This is a genomic window from Flavobacterium xanthum, from assembly GCF_900142695.1.
In the GTDB taxonomy this organism is placed as follows: domain Bacteria; phylum Bacteroidota; class Bacteroidia; order Flavobacteriales; family Flavobacteriaceae; genus Flavobacterium; species Flavobacterium xanthum.
The window spans coordinates 1-17921 of record NZ_FRBU01000016.1 but is presented as its reverse complement, the minus strand read 5'-3'; the positions used below and the strand labels follow the sequence as shown (position 1 = coordinate 17921).

The window sequence follows — 17921 nt, the reverse complement described above, 5'->3', positions numbered from 1 at the left end:
AAAAAACCCATTACAATTTGATTTGTAATGGGTTAATTTGAAGTGATTTAAAGTGGTTTTTTTAGTCTAAAATCTTATATAATTTATCAGATAATCGAATTCTAAATGGTAATTTAAACGTACATGTATCTCCAGCAATTGCATTTTCTTGCGCTAAATCATTTACTAGCATTTCGCTAATTACTAGTTTTTGTTCGCCGGTTGTAGTTCCTTTTATCAAAATGGTGTCGCCAATTTTGATTTCGTTTTCTTCAATTAGAAATTGACCAATACTTGGTTTTGGAAAAAAATGCGTCCCTTTTCCAATATATTGTTTTTTAACTTTTACTTCTTTTTTAATGGTAGTCCCAACGCTTCGGGATGGTTTTTCAGCCACAAAAATACCATGCGTTTCTTCGTTGTTTTTAAAAGTCAAAACGTCTGATTTTCCTTTTTTGAAAATCTTATTCCCGTTTTTAATACCACGTCTGATGGCTTTTTGTTCCTCTTCCGGCAAGTGAATGACACGCACACATTCTGCAGAACAGCAGCCTTCCATTTTCTCTTTACAGGAATCGCATTGAATGAAAAGCAAATGGCAGCCTTCGTTCACGCAATTCGTATGCACATCACAAGCTTCGCCACATTGATGGCATTGCGAAACAATATCATTTGTAATTCTTTCGCCTAAGCGGTGATCAAAAACAAAGTTTTTACCAATGAATTTGCTTTCTAAACCTTCGGCTTTTACTTGGCGTGTGTATTCTATAATCCCGCCTTCCAGTTGGTACACGTTTTCAAAACCTTTGTGCTTGAAATAAGCACTAGCTTTTTCACAACGGATTCCTCCGGTGCAATACATCAATAGTTTTTTATCTTGCTTGTGTTCAGAAAGTTGTTCTTCGATGATGGGTAAACTTTCACGAAAAGTATCCACATCTGGTTTTATAGCTTTGGTAAAATGTCCAATTTCACTTTCATAATGATTGCGCATATCCACCACAATGGTATTGGGATCTTCTAGCAAGTCGTTGAATTCTTTTGCTTTAAGGTGAATTCCAATATTCGTCACATCAAAAGTTTCATCAACCAAACCATCAGCAACAATTTTGTCTCGCACTTTTACCGTCAGTTTCAAAAAAGAGTGGTCGTCTTGTTCTACGGCAATATTCAAACGGATTCCTTTCATGAAATCATACACTTCGATAGTGTCTTTAAACGCGTAGAAATTATCTGCAGGAAGCGATAGTTGGGCGTTAATTCCCTCAGGGGCTACATAAATTCGCCCTAGAACTTCAAGAGAGTTCCACGCTAGGAATAATTCGTTACGAAATTGTGTTGGATTTGAAATTTGCGCATAAGCATAGAAAGACAACGTAAGACGTTGTTTTCCGGCATCATCAATCATGATGGCTCTTTCTTCTGCGCTTAAGGTGTTGTACAGTTGCATGCTATAAACAGTTTAAGTTGAGAAATATATTTTTTGCAAAAGTAGGTAAAAAGGTTCAGAGGAGCAAAGTATTATAGGAACTAAGGTTCGCCATGAATAATAGACACTTAATTTTTCTTAATGTCTTAGTGATTTATTTTTCTTGGAGCTACTTCCAGCTTTTCGCTTTATCTCTTGTTTTCGCTAGCGCTTCAACAAGAGTATGCCGCTTCAATCTGGGCTAGGGGAGTTGGTATTAAAGGAATATTTTGTGGTTATTTTGTCATTCTGAGGAACGAAGAATCGCTATATGGTGAGCAACATCTGCTGGCATGAGAGTTTTCAGAAAGGTCAGGAGACCTTTTAGCGCCACCTCAAAGTTGGAAACTTTGCGGAGCAGATGTGGTGGTCTGTGTTTATTTTGTCATTCTGAGGAACGAAGAATCTCTATATGGTGAGCAACATCTGCTGGCATGAGAGTTTTCAGAAAGGTCAGGAGACCTTTTAACGCCACCTCAAAGTTGGAAACTTTGCGGAGCAGATGTGGTGGTCTGTGTTTATTTTGTCATTCTGAGGAAAAAAGAATCTCTGTATGGTGAGTAGCATCAGCTGGCATGAGAGTTTTCAGAAAGGTCAGGAGACCTTTTAACGCCACCTCAAAGTTGGAAACTTTACGGAGCAGATGTGGTGGTCTGTGTTTATTTTGTGATTCTGAGGAACGAAGAATCTCTGTATGGTGAGTAACATCAGCTGGCATGAGAGTTTTCAGAAAGGTCAGGAGACCTTTTGACGCCACCTCAAAGTTGGAAACTTTGCGGAGCAGATGTGGAGACCCTTCCTTTTTCTGAATGATAGATTGGGGTAAAAAAATTGATGCAATAGTAAGTGTTCACAAGCAGAATACTCATGCTAATGCGATGCAAAAGAGTTAGGAATCTTACAGAGATTCGCCCGCTTATGGTTTAAATTTTTAAAGGTCGTAGATTTTGCAATCCAGTTGCTTACTTGTGATTATTGACCACATTCTCCGTCAGTATTTGAGATACTTCTTTTAGTTTTCCTTGTTCGTATAATTTTGGTAAGTCTTTCAAAGGAGTTTTCAAAGGGGCTTCATAATTAATGTAATCCTGAAAAGTTATACCGTCAATTACGCGGGTGTTAAAGGCCACTCTAAAGCGCACACCACCATCATTCACGCGGTAATTATAGGCCAAGTAATCCATTTTATGCGTGGTTGTATTGATCCAGTAGTGATACTCATCATCAAAATCTTTGCCGCCACCGTCTTGACCAAAAGTTACACCTATTGCATCGTATTGCTGTCCTTTGATTGTGATTTCTTCAATGAATTTTTTATTTACGGAAGCATCTTGAAGTTTGTAGGGAAGTGTGGCAAAATAAATAACCGAATTTATTGCCTCTGAATACTTCGCAGAATCTTCTTTGGATAAAGATTGTAACTTGCTATTTATAGAACGTTCAAACTTTTCTGGAGTCAGTAGGTCTTTGATAAGAGAATCTCCCTTTTGAATTTCAGAAGAATATATATAGGAAGCTCCATTATTCTTAAAACGGTACTCTTTACCTCTAAAAATAAAGGAGTAGTTGGCAGTAGTATATAATTTTCCGCCGTGTGCTTCAATGGCTTTATTAATTATAGAATCTGCTTTTGAGAATTTTTTTTCGGTTGCAAGGGTGTCGTTGTTGACGGTTGCTCCATTACTTTCCTTTTTCTTGTTACAGGAGAATAAAAGTGTCGCCAAAACGCAAAGCAATATTAGATTTTTTTTCATTTTTTAAAAGTATCATATTTAGTAACGAACGTTGAAACAAGTGCTCTTTTTATAAAAATTTTAACTTAACCATTATTCTTTTCTGATCTTAATAAAATGACTTAGAAATGAATTTTTCGCTGGTTGCAGTTACGTATTCTGATTCTTGGGACTGTCTGTTTAGCGAGGAGATTTGGTCTTTACTTTTTCTTTTCTTCTTCAACAATTAGTTTCAAAGAATTGATATAATCGGTATCAAATTCTATGACTCTTATTTTGCTGGGCTTAAAACTCATTTCGCCTTCAAATTTTCCTTCGGTTCCTAAAAAGTCTATTACGACCTCTTCCTCATTCATTTCTATGAGTTTACCAAGATATAGTGCTTTTTCAGACTTCGTTGCAATTTGAAAAATCTCATATTTGCTTGCTACAAAATAGAGAATGGAAAATACGTCTTTAAGCGGAATTATTTCGGAAGCGCTTGTTTTTAAACCTTTTAGTTTAATTACTCGTTCGGTAAATTCGTGATCCTTATCTTGGATAATAGCCTTTACATTTTTGTTTTTCAATATGGTATAACCATCAATTATAAAATCGACAGGGTTATTTTTAAGTAAGATCCAATCTTCAGTCCAATCAATTAGAAAGCCACTAAAAATTTCTTTTTTGTCGTCAAACTCTATTGTAATTAATTGCCGTAAGTATTTGTCCATGCTAGTTTTTTTAATTTTCAAAAGCGGTTTGTCACTCCTAGTCGTTTTTAGAATCGTCGCGATAAAAGGAAGTTGCTATCTTTGGTTACTTCATACAAAAGTAAAGATACCGATTTTAATACACGACGGCTTGGATTTTTTCGTTCTAATTGCTCACTCCAAAGAGAGTATGGATTTTTAATCAGCGCCCGGAGCGACTGCTAATTATTTAAGTGATGTCTGACTATAATATGACTATCCGTAAGTAGGTCCAATACTATTTTTTGCCAGAGATTGCATAGATTAAAGAAAAGGGGAATTAGAATTACTGGATAAATTCGTGAAAATCTCTTAATTCTGTGGCAAAAAAAGAAAGTTAGTCCTCAAAGCGGGCAGTTCTAAAATATAAAATAATACTTTTTAAAACCTTTTTTTGTGGAGAACTAGTGAAAGCAACGAAAAAATTTATTCGCTACCGTTTTGCCACTATTCGCGCAGTGGGTGCCCATTACAACCCAAATCTGGAAATTAGTGTCTAATCATCGAAACACCAATTTTTTCTCCTACTTTGACGGAAGTTTCATGTCCTTTTAAAGTATTAAGCAATAGATCGGCATCGATATTAATTTTATTTTTTTCAAACAGCAGCACTACCGTGGATCCCCCGAATTTGAAATATCCTTTCTCGTCCCCTTTATTTACAAAATCTCCTTTATGAGTCTGGACTATGCTTCCTACCATGGTCGCGCCTACTTCGGCTATGACAACATCTCCAAACAAAGGGTTGGTAACGATTGTATATTCCCTTTTGTTTAAACAGAATATTTCAGTCATTTTGCGCAAAGCAAGTGGGTTAACTGAATAATATTCACCCTCAATCCGAGTGTTTGATGATACGTTTCCGCTAATGGGAAAATGAAAACGATGGTAATCAGCAGGGGCGAGCCGGATAATCACCAAGGCACCATCAATGTATTTTTTAGCAAGTTTAGCATTATTTAAAAACGATAAAATGTCGAAGCGGTACCCTTTGATGATAAAATCACTATTGCTGATATCGGTATAGACCAATATTTTTCCATCAGCCGGTGAGACTGTACTAGTTGCCGTACTATCTACTGGTCTGGCATTATTTTTTAGTTTCCGGGTAAAGAAATCGTTGAAAGAGTGGAACTCTTGTTTCTGGAAGGACCTCCTGTCAATATCAAATTCGGCAATAAAGGGTTGTATTTTTTTAGTCGATGAAGGACGATCCATCATAGTACCGTAAAGAGAAGAAACCAACTTTCTTTTCACCAATGCCCACAATGTTGCTTCGCCAACCGGATTATTATACAACCAAACCAGCCATTTTTCGGCAGCCACTTTTTCTGTATTTAATACCCCAGTTTCCCTATCATAATACTGGATGGGAGCTTGTGGCGGCACTGGATAAATAGCAAATAATGCAATGATTACCAATAATAACAGAATGATACCCCAGCTTTTTTTAGTTTTTGTAATTTTCATGCTTGACTTTCTTTTTTATTTCTGGTCGTTTGGCAGTCAAAACTTTTCTGCCATCGTTTCGCTTTCTTTCTTCCGCGGGCTGGATATATTTTATCCAGTTGCTTACCGCAAAGATAACGCGGATTTTTAATTGACGCCCGTAAAGATTGAACAGTGTTTTATTTAGTATCTAGATATGGAAGTGTGCTTTTTAAAATTATTTGTTTTTTTGTGGCTAAGTCTTGCGGGAGAACCTTAACCTTTTCTCAAAAAATCACATACAAACTGTATCAGGTTTAGGAGCTACTCAGTTTCCGTTTGTTTCAAGTGAAATAGACTTTTGGTCGTTTATTACATCAATTCCAAGGAAAAATAGGGTAATAACAAAAAGAATTTTCATAATTATACGGTTCGAAGTGGCGCATAAAGTATAGATACCACCAAATAGAGACTTCTTTTTGACACTAATTGTTATTTGGTAAGTTGATTAGTAAAACGGAGTTATAGCAAGGGATTGCAGGAATTATTAAGGATTGTAATTTAAATCCAGACCATTTCTAGCCCTGATTGTAGTGAAAATCCTTTTTTATCCGCTTCTTTAGCGGGAAAAAAGATTGCAACGGAAAGCAGGAAACAGCTCCAAATAAAAAAACCACGAATGAACGTGGTTTTAGTTTGACTCTTTAATGAATTAGCAGTACTCGTTGAAAGCATCTTTTAAGTTTTCAGCAATTAGTTCTGCTGGGCGACCTTCAATGTGGTGACGCTCTAGCATGTGGACTAATTCTCCGTTTTTGAACAAAGCCATAGCGGGCGATGATGGAGGAAAAGGGAACATGTGTTGTCTGGCTGCATCAACAGCATCTTTGTCAACTCCTGCAAAAACCGTGATTAAATGATCTGGTTTTTTACCACCTTCTAAACTCATTTTTGCTCCTGGACGTGCATTTCTTGCAGCACAACCACAAACCGAATTCACTACCACAAGGGTTGTTCCTTCTAATTTCATTGCATTTTCTACTGCCTCAGCACTATGTAAATCTTGAAAACCGGCAGTCGTTAGTTCCGCTTGCATTGGTTTTACCATTTCTTCTGGATACATATCTTTTTTATTTTAAATAAATACTATTTTGAGTTGCAAAGTTACAAAGTTTACCTTCAAGATTTAGAGATGAATTATAAAGTTTTGTTATAGTTTGATTGATTTGAAAACGACATGAAAAATTGCTTTGATAAATAGTGTTTTGGGACATTTCAAAATCACTTTTATGTCTTCTATCAAAGAGGTTTCTTCATCTAAAAACTTAAAAATTAAGCTGGGATTGCCTTTTTTGAACATAGAAGAAAAGATGTGAGAACCCAATTCATTTTTTCGGTCTAAAATATCCAATAATAGGAGATCATAAAACCAGAATTTACTTCTTTTATGAAATTTTCTAAAGTCAGTTTCTCTTTGTAAAAAGGCCACGAGTTCAGTTGATTTTTTATCAGAATTTTTAAAAGTATAGCCCGTACTTGCTTTGGTCCATCCGCCAGAAGTTCCTATATTCAGTACGTTTTTTGTATTCGCCTTCCAAAAAGGGAAACACGTCATAGGAATGCTACCCTGTTCTTTCTCTAAGATTTCATAATTTGTGATACCCAGTTTTTCGATGTAGTGCTGGATCTCGTTTTCGTATTCTTCCTTTTTTAAATGCTGGTGAGAAAACAAGGTGTATTCTAATAACGCTTCTGTTTTAGATGTTGGCAATACGTACATAAAACGGGTATTCCCTTTTTGCTCCACCGAAAAATCCATGAAAGTAGCTTGCTCTGGATTAAAAACGGGCTGCTCGCTTTTTATAAACCAGCCAATAAAATGCTGCTGAAGCAAAGGATATTTTGTCTGACTTACAGCTTTTTGGTAGTTGTAAATGCTATTGAATAATTTGGAACACGAAAAACTATCTTTTTCAGTTTGTACTAGAACAATGGTCTCTGATTCTTCAATGGCCAATACCTTCTGATGAAGGAAAGTAATGTTGTCTTGTTTTGAAAGCAAGTCAAATACTTGGTTGTAAAAATCGAGCCCTTTTGCCATATTGTATTGATACGGTTTCAAGTGTAAATCGCGGCGAAAATTTTCATTGGCAAACAAAGCTAAATCCCATTTTTTAGAAATCGATGGTTCCCAAGCGGAGTCCTGCGTTTTCCAAAAGCACCAGGTTCTATCATTCGTTTTTTTGGTGTTTTCGTCCAATATCAAAATACTGCTACCGGCAAATGAACCGGATTGCACCATTTTATATACGGTCATCAAAGCCGATAGTCCTGCGCCTGTAAAAATATAATCATACTGTTTCACTTTGCAAATATAATTTTTTAGAGGCAGTATTAAAAGAATAAACCACGCCAAAGCGTGGTTTATTGATCAATCGTAAAATAAGTAAATATTATTTGTGCATTAAAACAGTGTCAATTACATGAACTATACCATTTGACGCATCTAAATCTACAGCGGTAATTGTTGCAACTCCACCTTTTTCATGCGTAACCATTACATTTTCACCCTTTAAAGATGCTGTTAATGTTCCACCCTGAACGGTCGTCAAAACAGCTTTACCTTTTCCTGCTTTAATAGCTGCAACAACTGCTTTGCTATCGATTTTACCAGCAACAACGTGGTAGGTTAGAATGCCTTGTAGTGTTTTTAAGTTTGCTGGTTCTAATAAACTTGCGACTGTGCCTTTAGGTAATTTGTCAAAAGCAGCGTTTGTAGGTGCAAAAACAGTAAATGGTCCTGCTTCTGTTAAAGTGTCGACTAAGCCTGCTGCTTTCACAGCCGCTATTAATGTCGTATGGTTTTCAGAACCTACGGCTACTTCTACAACGTTTTGTGCAAAAGAGCTAATACCAGTAAAAAGTGCAAATGCTAGAATTGCTGACGAAATAATTTTCTTTGTTTTCATAGTGACAGTTGTTTTCAATAAAATTACGGAGTTTCTAAAACGTACTAATGAAAGTTTGTATAAGTTTAACTTCCGTTTACTCTCAATAGTTTAAAATTATATATTGAAAACTAGTGATTTATAAGGTTACAGCAAGTAATTTCGACTCCTTGCCAAATTTTAAATTTTATGGTATCGTTTTATGAAAACAAAATATAATGAAACAAAACGGTTTTGATAGATAATTACTCGAAAATGGTTTTCAATTTGATGGAGGTAAAAGTAAAACACAAGCTTCTCAGCGCTAAATTAATTTAGGAAACGATATTATCTAATCAATATGATACCGCAGTCCAAGGAACATTCGCCTGCCTTGATTGGGACCGTAGGCGTAGGTTGGGTCAAATGTCAAGGCATAAGGGTTGTCAGCAGTGGGTACAACATTTCCAGTGTTGTCGAACTGCACATTTTTGTCAAAGGGATCATTTGCTCTGGCAATTATAAAAGGATTGCCACGATTGGGCGTCCAATTCAATAGGTTTTTAACACCACTATAAATTTCTAAATTATGAATTTTTTTGAATGTAAATTGAATGTTTTGAATACTAAATGGCAGAGACTTTTCACGTCTTGGGTCCAGAGCACCAAGAAGTGGTAAGCGCATCGATCCTGTGGTATTTCCCGTGTAATCAATAGCTAAAAACCAAGAAGGAATTTCATAATTAATAGCCCAATTGATTGAAAATTTTTCCGTGAATAAGGGTACGAACTTCTGTTTGTTTTGCTTCGTTATTGGATCATAATAACTTACGCCAACGGTTGCTTTTAGTCCAAATGGCGTAATCCAATCCACATTAGAACTGAGTCCGAAAATTCTAGAATAACCATTTAAATTGTCATAAATAATCTGATTAGGATTTATATCATAATTCGCAAAAATCTTGTTTGTAAAATACGTGTACCAAGAAGAGAGTTCTAAGTTAATTACCCCGGCGTTGGTAAGATTGTATTTTTTTAAATAATTCAAATTTAAATTATAGGAGGTTTCAGGCTTTAGGTCTGTTAGTAAAATAACGGTTCTTGCTCCTGATAAGGCTTGATGATCTTCAGTAAAAAGATTAACAACTCTAAATCCAGTTCCAAAATTAAGCCGCAAAATATCAGTTGTGGATGGCTTGTATTTAAAAGCGAAACGAGGCGTTACGATAGAGCCATGAGCCGCATTATAATCATAGCGCAAACCAAGTAGTGCACTTGTTTTGTCACTGAATTTAATTTCGTCTTGTAAAAAAGCACTATAAATTTTAGAATGATCAGCGTTTATAGTTGCTGCCGTGTTATCATTATAATATTGATATCGAAATGCTGTACCCAAAAGTACCGAATGCTTGTTCCAGTTTTTATCCCAAAGCAGTTGTCCAAAAGCGATTTTTTGACTGGCCAGAAAAGTGGAATTACCGTAAACAGAGTTTTGGTCGTGACCAATTAATGAAAATTGCAAATACATTTTTTCTTTAATGGGAAGTTCATATTTGCCCAAAACTTCATAACGGGAAGTATAAATACTTTCACCATAAACGGCACTTCCGCCTCTAAAACTTTTGTTCCACTGCATTTCGCCGCCCCATCGATCTTCATACAAATACCTTGAAACCAAACTAAATTCTTTTTTTGATTCTCTATTGAAGTTCAATTTACTGAAAATAGAAACTCGGTTTTGTAGCGATAAATCTGTAAAATTATCGTTGTTGTTATCAATAGGGTTGTTATAGGTAAAATAATTTACCCCAATCAGGGCGTCGGTCTTTTTGCCGATGGTAGTTCGATAACCCAAATCAATGTTGGTCTCTAGCCACGAAGTGGAGAAAATATCAGCTGTAAAAACAGGAACAGCTTGGGGTCTTTTAGTTATGATGTTGATTAGTCCTCCCACTGCTTCGCTGCCGTATAAAGTAGAAGCCGCGCCCTTGACCACTTCAATTCTATCGATCATCGAAGTGGGTATTCCTGACAACCCATATACTGTCCCAAGGGCGCTGACTATGGGCATGCCATCAATGGTAACCATGGTGTACGGGCCATCTAATCCATTGATGCGTATGTCGCCGGTATTGCAAACATTACAATTGTTTTGTGGTCGTAAACCATTTACATTTTGCAATGCATCAAAAACAGTACTGGTTGGATTTTGTTTTAAAAACGTTGCCGTTATGATCTCAACAGGAACGGGGTTTTCCAAACGTTTTACAGGTTTTAGCGTTCCTGAAATTACCACTTCATTGAGTTGATTTTGAACCGTTGAAAGTTCAATGTCAATAGTTAGATTCTCATTTTTTTTAATGATGATGGTTATACTCTGAGATAGGTAATCTTCAGCCGAAATGGTAAGTTTATATTTTCCCTCAACAATATTTTCTATGCTATAATGTCCTAAACTATCCGTTTGTGCAGTATAATCAGTTTTGATTAAAAGAAGTCGTGCCGCTTTAATTTTACTTTCGTTAGAAGAAACAAAGCCTGAAATACTCCCTTTTTCTTGGCTGTAGCCAAAGTTTAAAGTCAAAAAAAGCAACAATAAATGTATTTTTTTCATTCAATTTAAATTAAATTTTAGACAAATCTAAAAAATATATTTGACATTTTTAAAATAGTAGCAATTTATCCATAAAATAAAAACGGCTCACCTTGAAGATGAACCGTTTAAGCACCCAATAATTAACCAAAACAATCGGGATTTATAACTAATTTAATTCATTTAATTGAGCCGTTACGGCATTGGTAACGGCTGCTCTTGGAATAGGAAAATCATCTTTGCTTGAGAAAAATCCATCTTGTAAATCCATAATTTCATCGGCTGTGCACAGGCAATTATCGAGTTGGCTTCGAACTTCTGTTTCATTTAATGCCATGCCTATAAATACGATTTCGTTCAGTCGGTCACCAAAATTAGCGGTCCATCGTTCCTCAATAATGTCTTGGTATTCGACAAAATTATTGAAAGTCATCCGTTCACCAAGAGGCATACTTGCCCACCATACGCCGGCACCTTCAGCTTTCATGGATCCGCCGGCTTGACTCCAGTTAATTGCTTGTTCGGGTCTAGAAGCAATCCAGCAAAGACCTTTGCTTCTAATAATGTTCTGCGGAAAATTGACGGTGAGGTAGTGCCAAAAACGTTGTGGATGAAACGGGCGCTCGTCTCTGAAAACAAAAGATGAAATTCCATATTCTTCGGTTTCAGGCGTATGAATTCCTTCCAATTCCCGCATCCAACCCGCAGAAGATTCCGCTTCTTCGTAGTTGAATAAATGCGTATTTAGTAGCTCACTTGCCGGTACTTTTCCAAGAATTGAAGTGATTATTTTAGCCACAGGATTCAGTTTTGTGATTGAGGCTTTTAATAATGTTAATTCGTTTGCAGTAACTAAGTCGGTTTTATTTAAAATAATAACATTGGCAAATTCAATTTGATCTACGAGCAGGTTAACAATGGTCCGATTATCATTTTCAATATCGGATGCTTTTCTATCTTGTAAGGTTTGTGCTGAACCAAAGTCTTTGAAGAAGTTGAACGCATCTACTACAGTCACCATAGTATCGATGTAGCTAAATTGAGACAAATCAATATTTTCCTCTTCATTAACAAACGAAAATGTTTGTGCCACGGGAATAGGTTCACTTATGCCTGAGCTCTCAATTAACAGATAATCAAAGCGATTTTCTTTGGCTAATTTTTCAACCTCAAGCATCAAATCTTCGCGCAGCGTACAACAAATACAGCCGTTACTCATTTCAACCAACCGTTCTTCGGTACGTGACAAGGTGTTTTCAGCTTTTACTAAATTGGCATCAATATTTACTTCGCTCATATCATTGACAATTACAGCTACTTTCAAGCCTTCTTTATTGTGAAGAATGTGATTGAGTAAAGTGGTTTTTCCCGCTCCAAGGAAACCAGATAATACAGTTACTGGTAATTTTTTCATAAGTGCTTTTTTTTATGATTTTTATAATTCATAAGATGACCCATTATCATCCCGATACCTCCCAGCAGAATTAAACTAGTGTGGTAGTCCAAAAAGATTTCGATCACTACGCCCAAAAGGATCAGTGTTATAGAAACTAAAAGCAACATAATAACACCTAATTTAGCCGTTTTGATAATCCGTATGACAGCCCAAAGCCCTATAAGAACAAATAGTAAATCGATGTAGGGATTGTGAATCAATCCTATAGGCAGTATAGTCAGTAAAGGGAAAAGTAAACAATGAACTAGGCACAAACTGGCAGTTGAAATCCCTAAAATATCCATGTTAAACGATGTTGTTTTCTTCATTTCTCGTATATTTGCTTAATGCAATTGTGTTGCAAATATATAAATATATTTTATAATGCAACAATGTTGCGTTAATAATTTAAGCAAAGATGAAAGCCACTCGAAATACCACTGCTAAAACCACTATTTTAGAAATTATAAAAAATTCAGCAGTCGCTTTGTCGCATACTGAAATTCAGACTTTAAGCCATACTATTTGTGATCGTGTTACTATTTACAGGGTTTTAGATCGTTTAGTAAGAGAAGATATAATTCATAAAATTGTAAATTTAGACGGAACTATAAAATATGCGAGTTGCCATCACGCTCATAATGAAATAAAACATACCCACAATCACATTCATTTTAGTTGTGAGAAATGTCACTTAGTAACGTGCTTAGAGCATGTTGAGCCTACTTTTGATTTACCACCCAATTATCAAGTTAATGAAGTCAATTTTACGCTTTCTGGTTTGTGCCCGAACTGTTTATAGAAAGTAAAATTGTTTTAGACTAGACTAAAAAAATATTTTTGGTGTTCTTTTTTGTTTATATTTGTCGCTGAAGTTATGTTGCAATTTTAATTGTTAAATAATTTTAGCAACACATTCTATTTCTACATCGTTATAAGATGTAGGGAAAATATCCAAAATAATACTATGACCTTTTCAGAAGAAAATTATCTCAAGACCATATACCACCTTATGGCAGTGTCGGATGCTGATATTAGCACCAACGCCATTGCTGAAAAAATGGAAACAAAAGCATCATCTGTCACCGATATGCTTAAGAAACTTGCCGAAAAAGAGTTGGTTAACTACATAAAATACCAAGGGGTATCTCTTACCGAAAAAGGACAACTAGCAGCCAAAATGATTGTTAGAAAGCACCGTCTTTGGGAAACTTTTTTAGTCGAAAAACTAGATTTTTCATGGGATGAAGTACACGATCTTGCGGAACAACTGGAGCATATTAAATCAGAAAAACTAATCAATAAATTAGATGATTTTTTGGGAAATCCTACGGAGGATCCTCATGGAGATGCTATTCCCGATGCTAGTGGAAGAATCATAAAAATAGAAAAACAGCTACTTTCGGAAATGGAGAAAAACCGAGTAGGAATTTGTGTGGGAGTCAAAGACACTTCTTCTGATTTTCTAAAATATTTAGACAAGCAAGAAATCGCTTTGGGTTCCCAAATTGAAATTATAGAAAAGGAAAGTTTTGATTCCTCTTTTAGAATTCGGGTGGAAACCAAAGAGATAACGATTTCACATAAAATAGCCAGTAATTTATATATCAAGTAATTATGTATCAATCAATAGTTGATTATTTCACGAGTATCGACCCAATTTTAGCCGCTTTGTATGCGAGTTTATTCACTTGGTTTCTTACCGCTTTAGGGGCTTCTTTTGTTTTTATGTTTAAAACCATGAATAGAACCGTTCTCGATGGAATGCTCGGTTTTACCGGAGGCGTAATGGTTGCCGCAAGTTTCTGGAGTTTATTGGCTCCAGCCATTGAAATGACTGGCGGTGAAGGTTTTGAAAAAGTTATTCCCGCAGCTTTTGGATTTTTCCTTGGTGCGCTGTTCATTTTTGGAATAGACAAAGTATTGCCGCACCTTCATATCAATTTTAAAGTTTCAGAAGGTGTTAAATCTCCTTGGCAACGCACCACATTATTGGTTTCGGCTATTACACTACACAATATTCCAGAAGGTTTGGCTGTTGGAGTTCTTTTTGGAGGTGTCGCTGCTGGAATTCCTGAAGCTTCTATCGCAGGAGCCGTCACTTTAGCGATTGGAATAGGAATTCAGAATTTTCCCGAAGGGATTGCAGTTGCTATGCCGTTGCGACGCATGGGAATGAGTAGGTGGAAAAGCTTTATGTACGGACAATCTTCCGCATTGGTAGAACCAGTTGCGGCGGTGTTAGGGGCTTTTGCAGTCACTTTTTTTACGCCAATTTTACCCTACGCTTTAGCTTTTGCTGCAGGAGCCATGATTTTTGTAGTAGTTGAAGAAGTAATACCAGAAACACAACAAGATAAAAACACAGATATTGCCACGCTTGGATTCGTTGGCGGGTTCATTGTGATGATGGTGTTGGATGTGGCTTTAGGCTAGGAATCTTTTTTTTGAGATTCTCAGGAAAAGAAAGCGTAGTTTTATATTTCAAAAACAGCCTATGAAAAAGTCAATACTATTCTTTTTTATCCTCATCGGTACTTTTGCTTTGGCGCAAAGCCCAAAAGATCAAAAGATAAAATATGTAACTATAGATCAAAAAGTATGTTCCAATCTAAAGGGTTTTCAATTAGTTTTAAAATCGATTGTTGCTGATTCCCGCTGTCCTGAAGGCGTAACTTGCATTTGGGCCGGAGAAGTAACCGCTGTCGTTTCGGTGTATAAAGATTCAAAATTAATTGAAGATGCAACGTTGCTATTCGCAATGAAAAATGAAAAAGAAAATAAAGAGTGGTTTGCTAAGTACTTACCAAGAAAGCAGAAGAAGATAAAAACCATGCAGGTGTTGCCGTATCCAAAAGAAGGAAAGAAAATTGATTCCAATGACTATTGCCTAAAAATTGGCTATTATAAACAGGATTAACTGCAACCACAATCGCCACTTCCACAATTTTTGTCCGACTTTTTCTTTTTGAAAAAGAATTTTTTAATTAGAAAAGCGAGTGCGACGGCTAGTGCGGCAAAGGCTAAAATTTCTTGAATATCCATAATGTAAAAATAAGAAAAAGCAACCGATACCGGTTGCTTTTTTGAGTTAAACTAATGACAATTTTTTACAATTGTGCCATAATTCCAAAGTTGATTCCAAAAGGTTGCCCTGGTCTTAAGCCCGCAGGAACTCTAGAAACTGCATATTCCTTATCTAACAAATTGATTATATTTCCCATTAAGCTAATGTGCTCGTTAAGATTATATTTTGCCGAGAAATCTATAATGAAATTCGAAGCCACTCTGTTATTTGCTGGAATAGTTCCAGTACCAGCTTCTGTTCTGAAAGCATCTACGTATTTTCCGCTAAGGGCAAAATTAAATTTCTCCGTTTCAAATGCTGTTGTGATAGCCAATTGATTTTTAGCAATGTATGGGATTTCATCTCCACTTTCTACATTTCCCCAAATTGTGCTGTTGAAATTGTTTTTCAACTCTGTATCCGTTAAAGTGTAGGAAACAGTCACTGGTAATTTAAATCCTTTTTCTAGGTTGTCTATAATATTATAGGTTGCTAGTAATTCAATTCCTTTTACAATTGCTGCACCCGCATTAAATAAATCACCAGTTCCAGCGCCTCCTCCTGACATCGAATCAGATCCTTGCAGATTTGAAAAATTATTATAGTATCCTATGATCTCTCCTTTTAATGCATTCTTGTGGAAACGGAAACCCAATTCTGTATTTAAACTGTTTTCGGCATCTTCTCCTGCAGATACACCAGGTGGCGAAAAACCTTTGTGAACACTAGTAAATAAGTTGTAATCATCATTTATTTTGTACAAAATTCCCATTCCTGGAATCCATACATTGATGTTGTTATTGGCTTTTGCCAAGGTAGTCCCAACTCTATTAATGTCATTTGTACCAAAATTCAGTGAATTTAATTTGATATCTTCATAACGAATTCCTGGAGTAAAAGTAAATCGATCAATGTTCAAATTATAAAGTACATGTGCTGCAATAGCTTCTGCCTTTGTAATTCTATTTGCATCAGTTCCTGGAGTTCCGGTACTAGTTCTGTTCATTACTCCGTTTTGGATGGCGTACCCATCTACCCATTGAAAACGATCTTCGTAATCCTCATGGTAGCGAATACCAAAATCAATATCATGTTTTGCTTTTCCAGTTTCAAAAGTGTAGTTCCCAACGGTTTGAATCCCTTTAGCTTCATACTTACGGTTGTTTGCCTTCACTAACAAGGCGTTGTCAATGGTATTGTCAGCTCCAGTTACGGCTTGATATTCCGCATTGTATTTTGCAGGATTGGTCAGGATATTATTGATGCTCACCTTTGATGACCCTAGTTTTAAAGCGTCTAATTTATACCAGTTTCTTGCGAATTCGTTTTGATACGCTTTTGTGGTTATGCTAAAGTTTTTAGTAGGTCTTATGAAGTGCGTCAGCATGATTTGACGGTGTTCTGTATCGATAAAATCTTCATTTGAACCTACATATCTTCTGTAGGCATTTTTAGCATAATCTTCATCGGTCAAACCAAGGTAGGTTTCGTTTGCCAAGTCTTCACTGTATTGAACTTTAGCGGTCAAAGACTGATATACTTTAGCATCAGCATCCGTATTAATTCTAAATTTTGCCACGTAATCATTTGTTTGAAAACCAGTGCTTTTTGAACTATTATCAATTTTTTTGAATCCATCTGAATTTCGATTGTTGTATTCTAATACGTAACCAAAATTTTTATGTTCATCTCCAATATTTACGTAGGTCTTTTTAGTGTTAAAGCTTCCTATGCTGGCGATGACACGTCCAGAAAAACGGTTTGGGATTTGGGTTGAAACCATATTAATAGCACCACCTGTAGTATAAGGGCCGTATTGAATCTGGCTGCCCCCTTTTAATATCTCAAAGGATTGCATTCTGCTTACAGTTGGGAAATAATACGCTGCTGGAGCAGCATAAGGTGCTGGAGCAATAAGAATTCCATCTTCCATTAAAGTGATTTTCTCGCTCCTATTAGGGCTAGTTCCTCGCATACCTATGTTGGGTCGCAATCCAAAACCGTCTTCTTCCTGAATCGTTATTCCGGGCACTGTTCTTAGAATTCGGGAAACGTCATCGTAGTTGAACGTTTTTAATTCTTTTGGAGAAATAAAATAAGTAGAGCCTGCTTTGTTTTTAGCTTTGAACTTACTTCCTATAATAGCATCAGTGGTAACGATAACTTCTTTCAAACTTTCAATACTGTCTTTTTGAGTTTTTGAAAGTTCTTTTTCTTGCGCAAACATAACGGATGTAACTAATAAAGAAGCTACAAGTAAATTATTTTTCATTTCTATTTAGATTGATTCTACGGTGCAAAAGTAAGGCACAAATCTTATTTAGACAAATTAAAAATAACATATATGCGATATTTAACTTTTGTCGACGAAGTTTAATATCATTTGCGTTTGAATGATATTGATTGTGTACTTATTAACCAAAAAAAAAGGAGTATAAACTTTTGCTATACTCCTTTTAATACTAGGTGGATTCAATTAATTAATGCGAATTCCTGATTATTGTTTAATAATTGTAAATATACTTCATTTGGAGAATCAAATTGATGCCTTTTCCGAGGT

16 protein-coding genes are annotated in these 17921 nt (G+C 36.0%); 4 read left to right on the top strand and 12 right to left on the bottom strand.

The genetic code is table 11. The annotated features are described in order from the left end of the window. Nucleotides 1–61: 61 nt before the first annotated feature. From trhO to BUC11_RS08330, 10 genes are all read right to left on the bottom strand, one after another. Nucleotides 62–1429, bottom strand: coding sequence for an oxygen-dependent tRNA uridine(34) hydroxylase TrhO (gene trhO / locus BUC11_RS08380; protein ID WP_073353251.1), 1368 nt, complete (start codon nucleotides 1427–1429; stop codon nucleotides 62–64). A gap of 980 nt (nucleotides 1430–2409) precedes the next feature. After that, nucleotides 2410–3201 (bottom strand): DUF6503 family protein, encoded by a 792-nt coding sequence (locus tag BUC11_RS08375; RefSeq protein ID WP_073353249.1) that lies wholly within the window; start codon nucleotides 3199–3201, stop codon nucleotides 2410–2412. Nucleotides 3202–3380: 179 nt separating this feature from the next. After that, nucleotides 3381–3893: a hypothetical protein gene (locus tag BUC11_RS08370; protein ID WP_073353248.1), complete on the bottom strand. Its 513-nt coding sequence runs from the start codon at nucleotides 3891–3893 to the stop codon at nucleotides 3381–3383. A gap of 507 nt (nucleotides 3894–4400) precedes the next feature. After that, nucleotides 4401–5381, bottom strand: a complete 981-nt coding sequence (locus BUC11_RS08360) for a phosphatidylserine decarboxylase (protein ID WP_084129571.1) — start codon at nucleotides 5379–5381, stop codon at nucleotides 4401–4403. A gap of 670 nt (nucleotides 5382–6051) precedes the next feature. Then, complete coding sequence (locus tag BUC11_RS08355; RefSeq protein WP_073353245.1) at nucleotides 6052–6462, bottom strand: BrxA/BrxB family bacilliredoxin; 411 nt, start codon at nucleotides 6460–6462, stop codon at nucleotides 6052–6054. An 87-nt stretch (nucleotides 6463–6549) separates the two neighbouring features. Then, on the bottom strand, nucleotides 6550–7704 hold the full coding sequence (locus BUC11_RS08350; RefSeq protein WP_073353243.1) for a lycopene cyclase family protein: 1155 nt from the start codon (nucleotides 7702–7704) through the stop codon (nucleotides 6550–6552). A gap of 88 nt (nucleotides 7705–7792) precedes the next feature. Continuing rightward, a complete protein-coding gene (locus tag BUC11_RS08345) occupies nucleotides 7793–8308 on the bottom strand; it encodes a fasciclin domain-containing protein (protein ID WP_073353242.1) in 516 nt (171 codons plus the stop codon). Nucleotides 8309–8618: 310 nt separating this feature from the next. Further along, nucleotides 8619–10880: a TonB-dependent receptor gene (locus BUC11_RS08340; RefSeq protein WP_073353241.1), complete on the bottom strand. Its 2262-nt coding sequence runs from the start codon at nucleotides 10878–10880 to the stop codon at nucleotides 8619–8621. A 148-nt stretch (nucleotides 10881–11028) separates the two neighbouring features. After that, a complete protein-coding gene (locus BUC11_RS08335; protein ID WP_073353239.1) occupies nucleotides 11029–12273 on the bottom strand; it encodes a GTP-binding protein in 1245 nt (414 codons plus the stop codon). After that, nucleotides 12270–12623 carry a MerC domain-containing protein gene (locus tag BUC11_RS08330; RefSeq protein ID WP_073353238.1) on the bottom strand — a complete coding sequence of 118 codons (354 nt, stop codon included), beginning with the start codon at nucleotides 12621–12623 and terminating at the stop codon, nucleotides 12270–12272. The genes BUC11_RS08335 and BUC11_RS08330 overlap by 4 nt, the downstream gene beginning before the upstream one ends. Nucleotides 12624–12712: 89 nt before the next feature. Here BUC11_RS08330 and BUC11_RS08325 point away from each other — a divergent pair, with 89 nt between their 5' ends. From BUC11_RS08325 to BUC11_RS08310, 4 genes are all read left to right on the top strand, one after another. Next, nucleotides 12713–13096 carry a Fur family transcriptional regulator gene (locus BUC11_RS08325; RefSeq protein WP_073353236.1) on the top strand — a complete coding sequence of 128 codons (384 nt, stop codon included), beginning with the start codon at nucleotides 12713–12715 and terminating at the stop codon, nucleotides 13094–13096. Between the two features lie 165 nt (nucleotides 13097–13261). Beyond that, nucleotides 13262–13909, top strand: coding sequence for a metal-dependent transcriptional regulator (locus BUC11_RS08320; protein ID WP_073353235.1), 648 nt, complete (start codon nucleotides 13262–13264; stop codon nucleotides 13907–13909). A gap of 2 nt (nucleotides 13910–13911) precedes the next feature. Next, nucleotides 13912–14730, top strand: coding sequence for a ZIP family metal transporter (locus BUC11_RS08315; RefSeq protein WP_073353233.1), 819 nt, complete (start codon nucleotides 13912–13914; stop codon nucleotides 14728–14730). 61 nt (nucleotides 14731–14791) lie between these two features. Further along, entirely contained in the window at nucleotides 14792–15214 is a 423-nt protein-coding gene (locus tag BUC11_RS08310) for a hypothetical protein (RefSeq protein WP_073353232.1), read from the top strand. On the opposite strand, the gene BUC11_RS08305 is transcribed toward BUC11_RS08310, so the two are convergent. Further along, nucleotides 15211–15339 carry a FeoB-associated Cys-rich membrane protein gene (locus BUC11_RS08305; RefSeq protein ID WP_072675702.1) on the bottom strand — a complete coding sequence of 43 codons (129 nt, stop codon included), beginning with the start codon at nucleotides 15337–15339 and terminating at the stop codon, nucleotides 15211–15213. The genes BUC11_RS08310 and BUC11_RS08305 overlap by 4 nt on opposite strands. A 65-nt stretch (nucleotides 15340–15404) precedes the next feature. Further along, nucleotides 15405–17633, bottom strand: a complete 2229-nt coding sequence (locus BUC11_RS08300) for a TonB-dependent receptor family protein (protein WP_073353230.1) — start codon at nucleotides 17631–17633, stop codon at nucleotides 15405–15407. Nucleotides 17634–17921 lie beyond the last annotated feature (288 nt).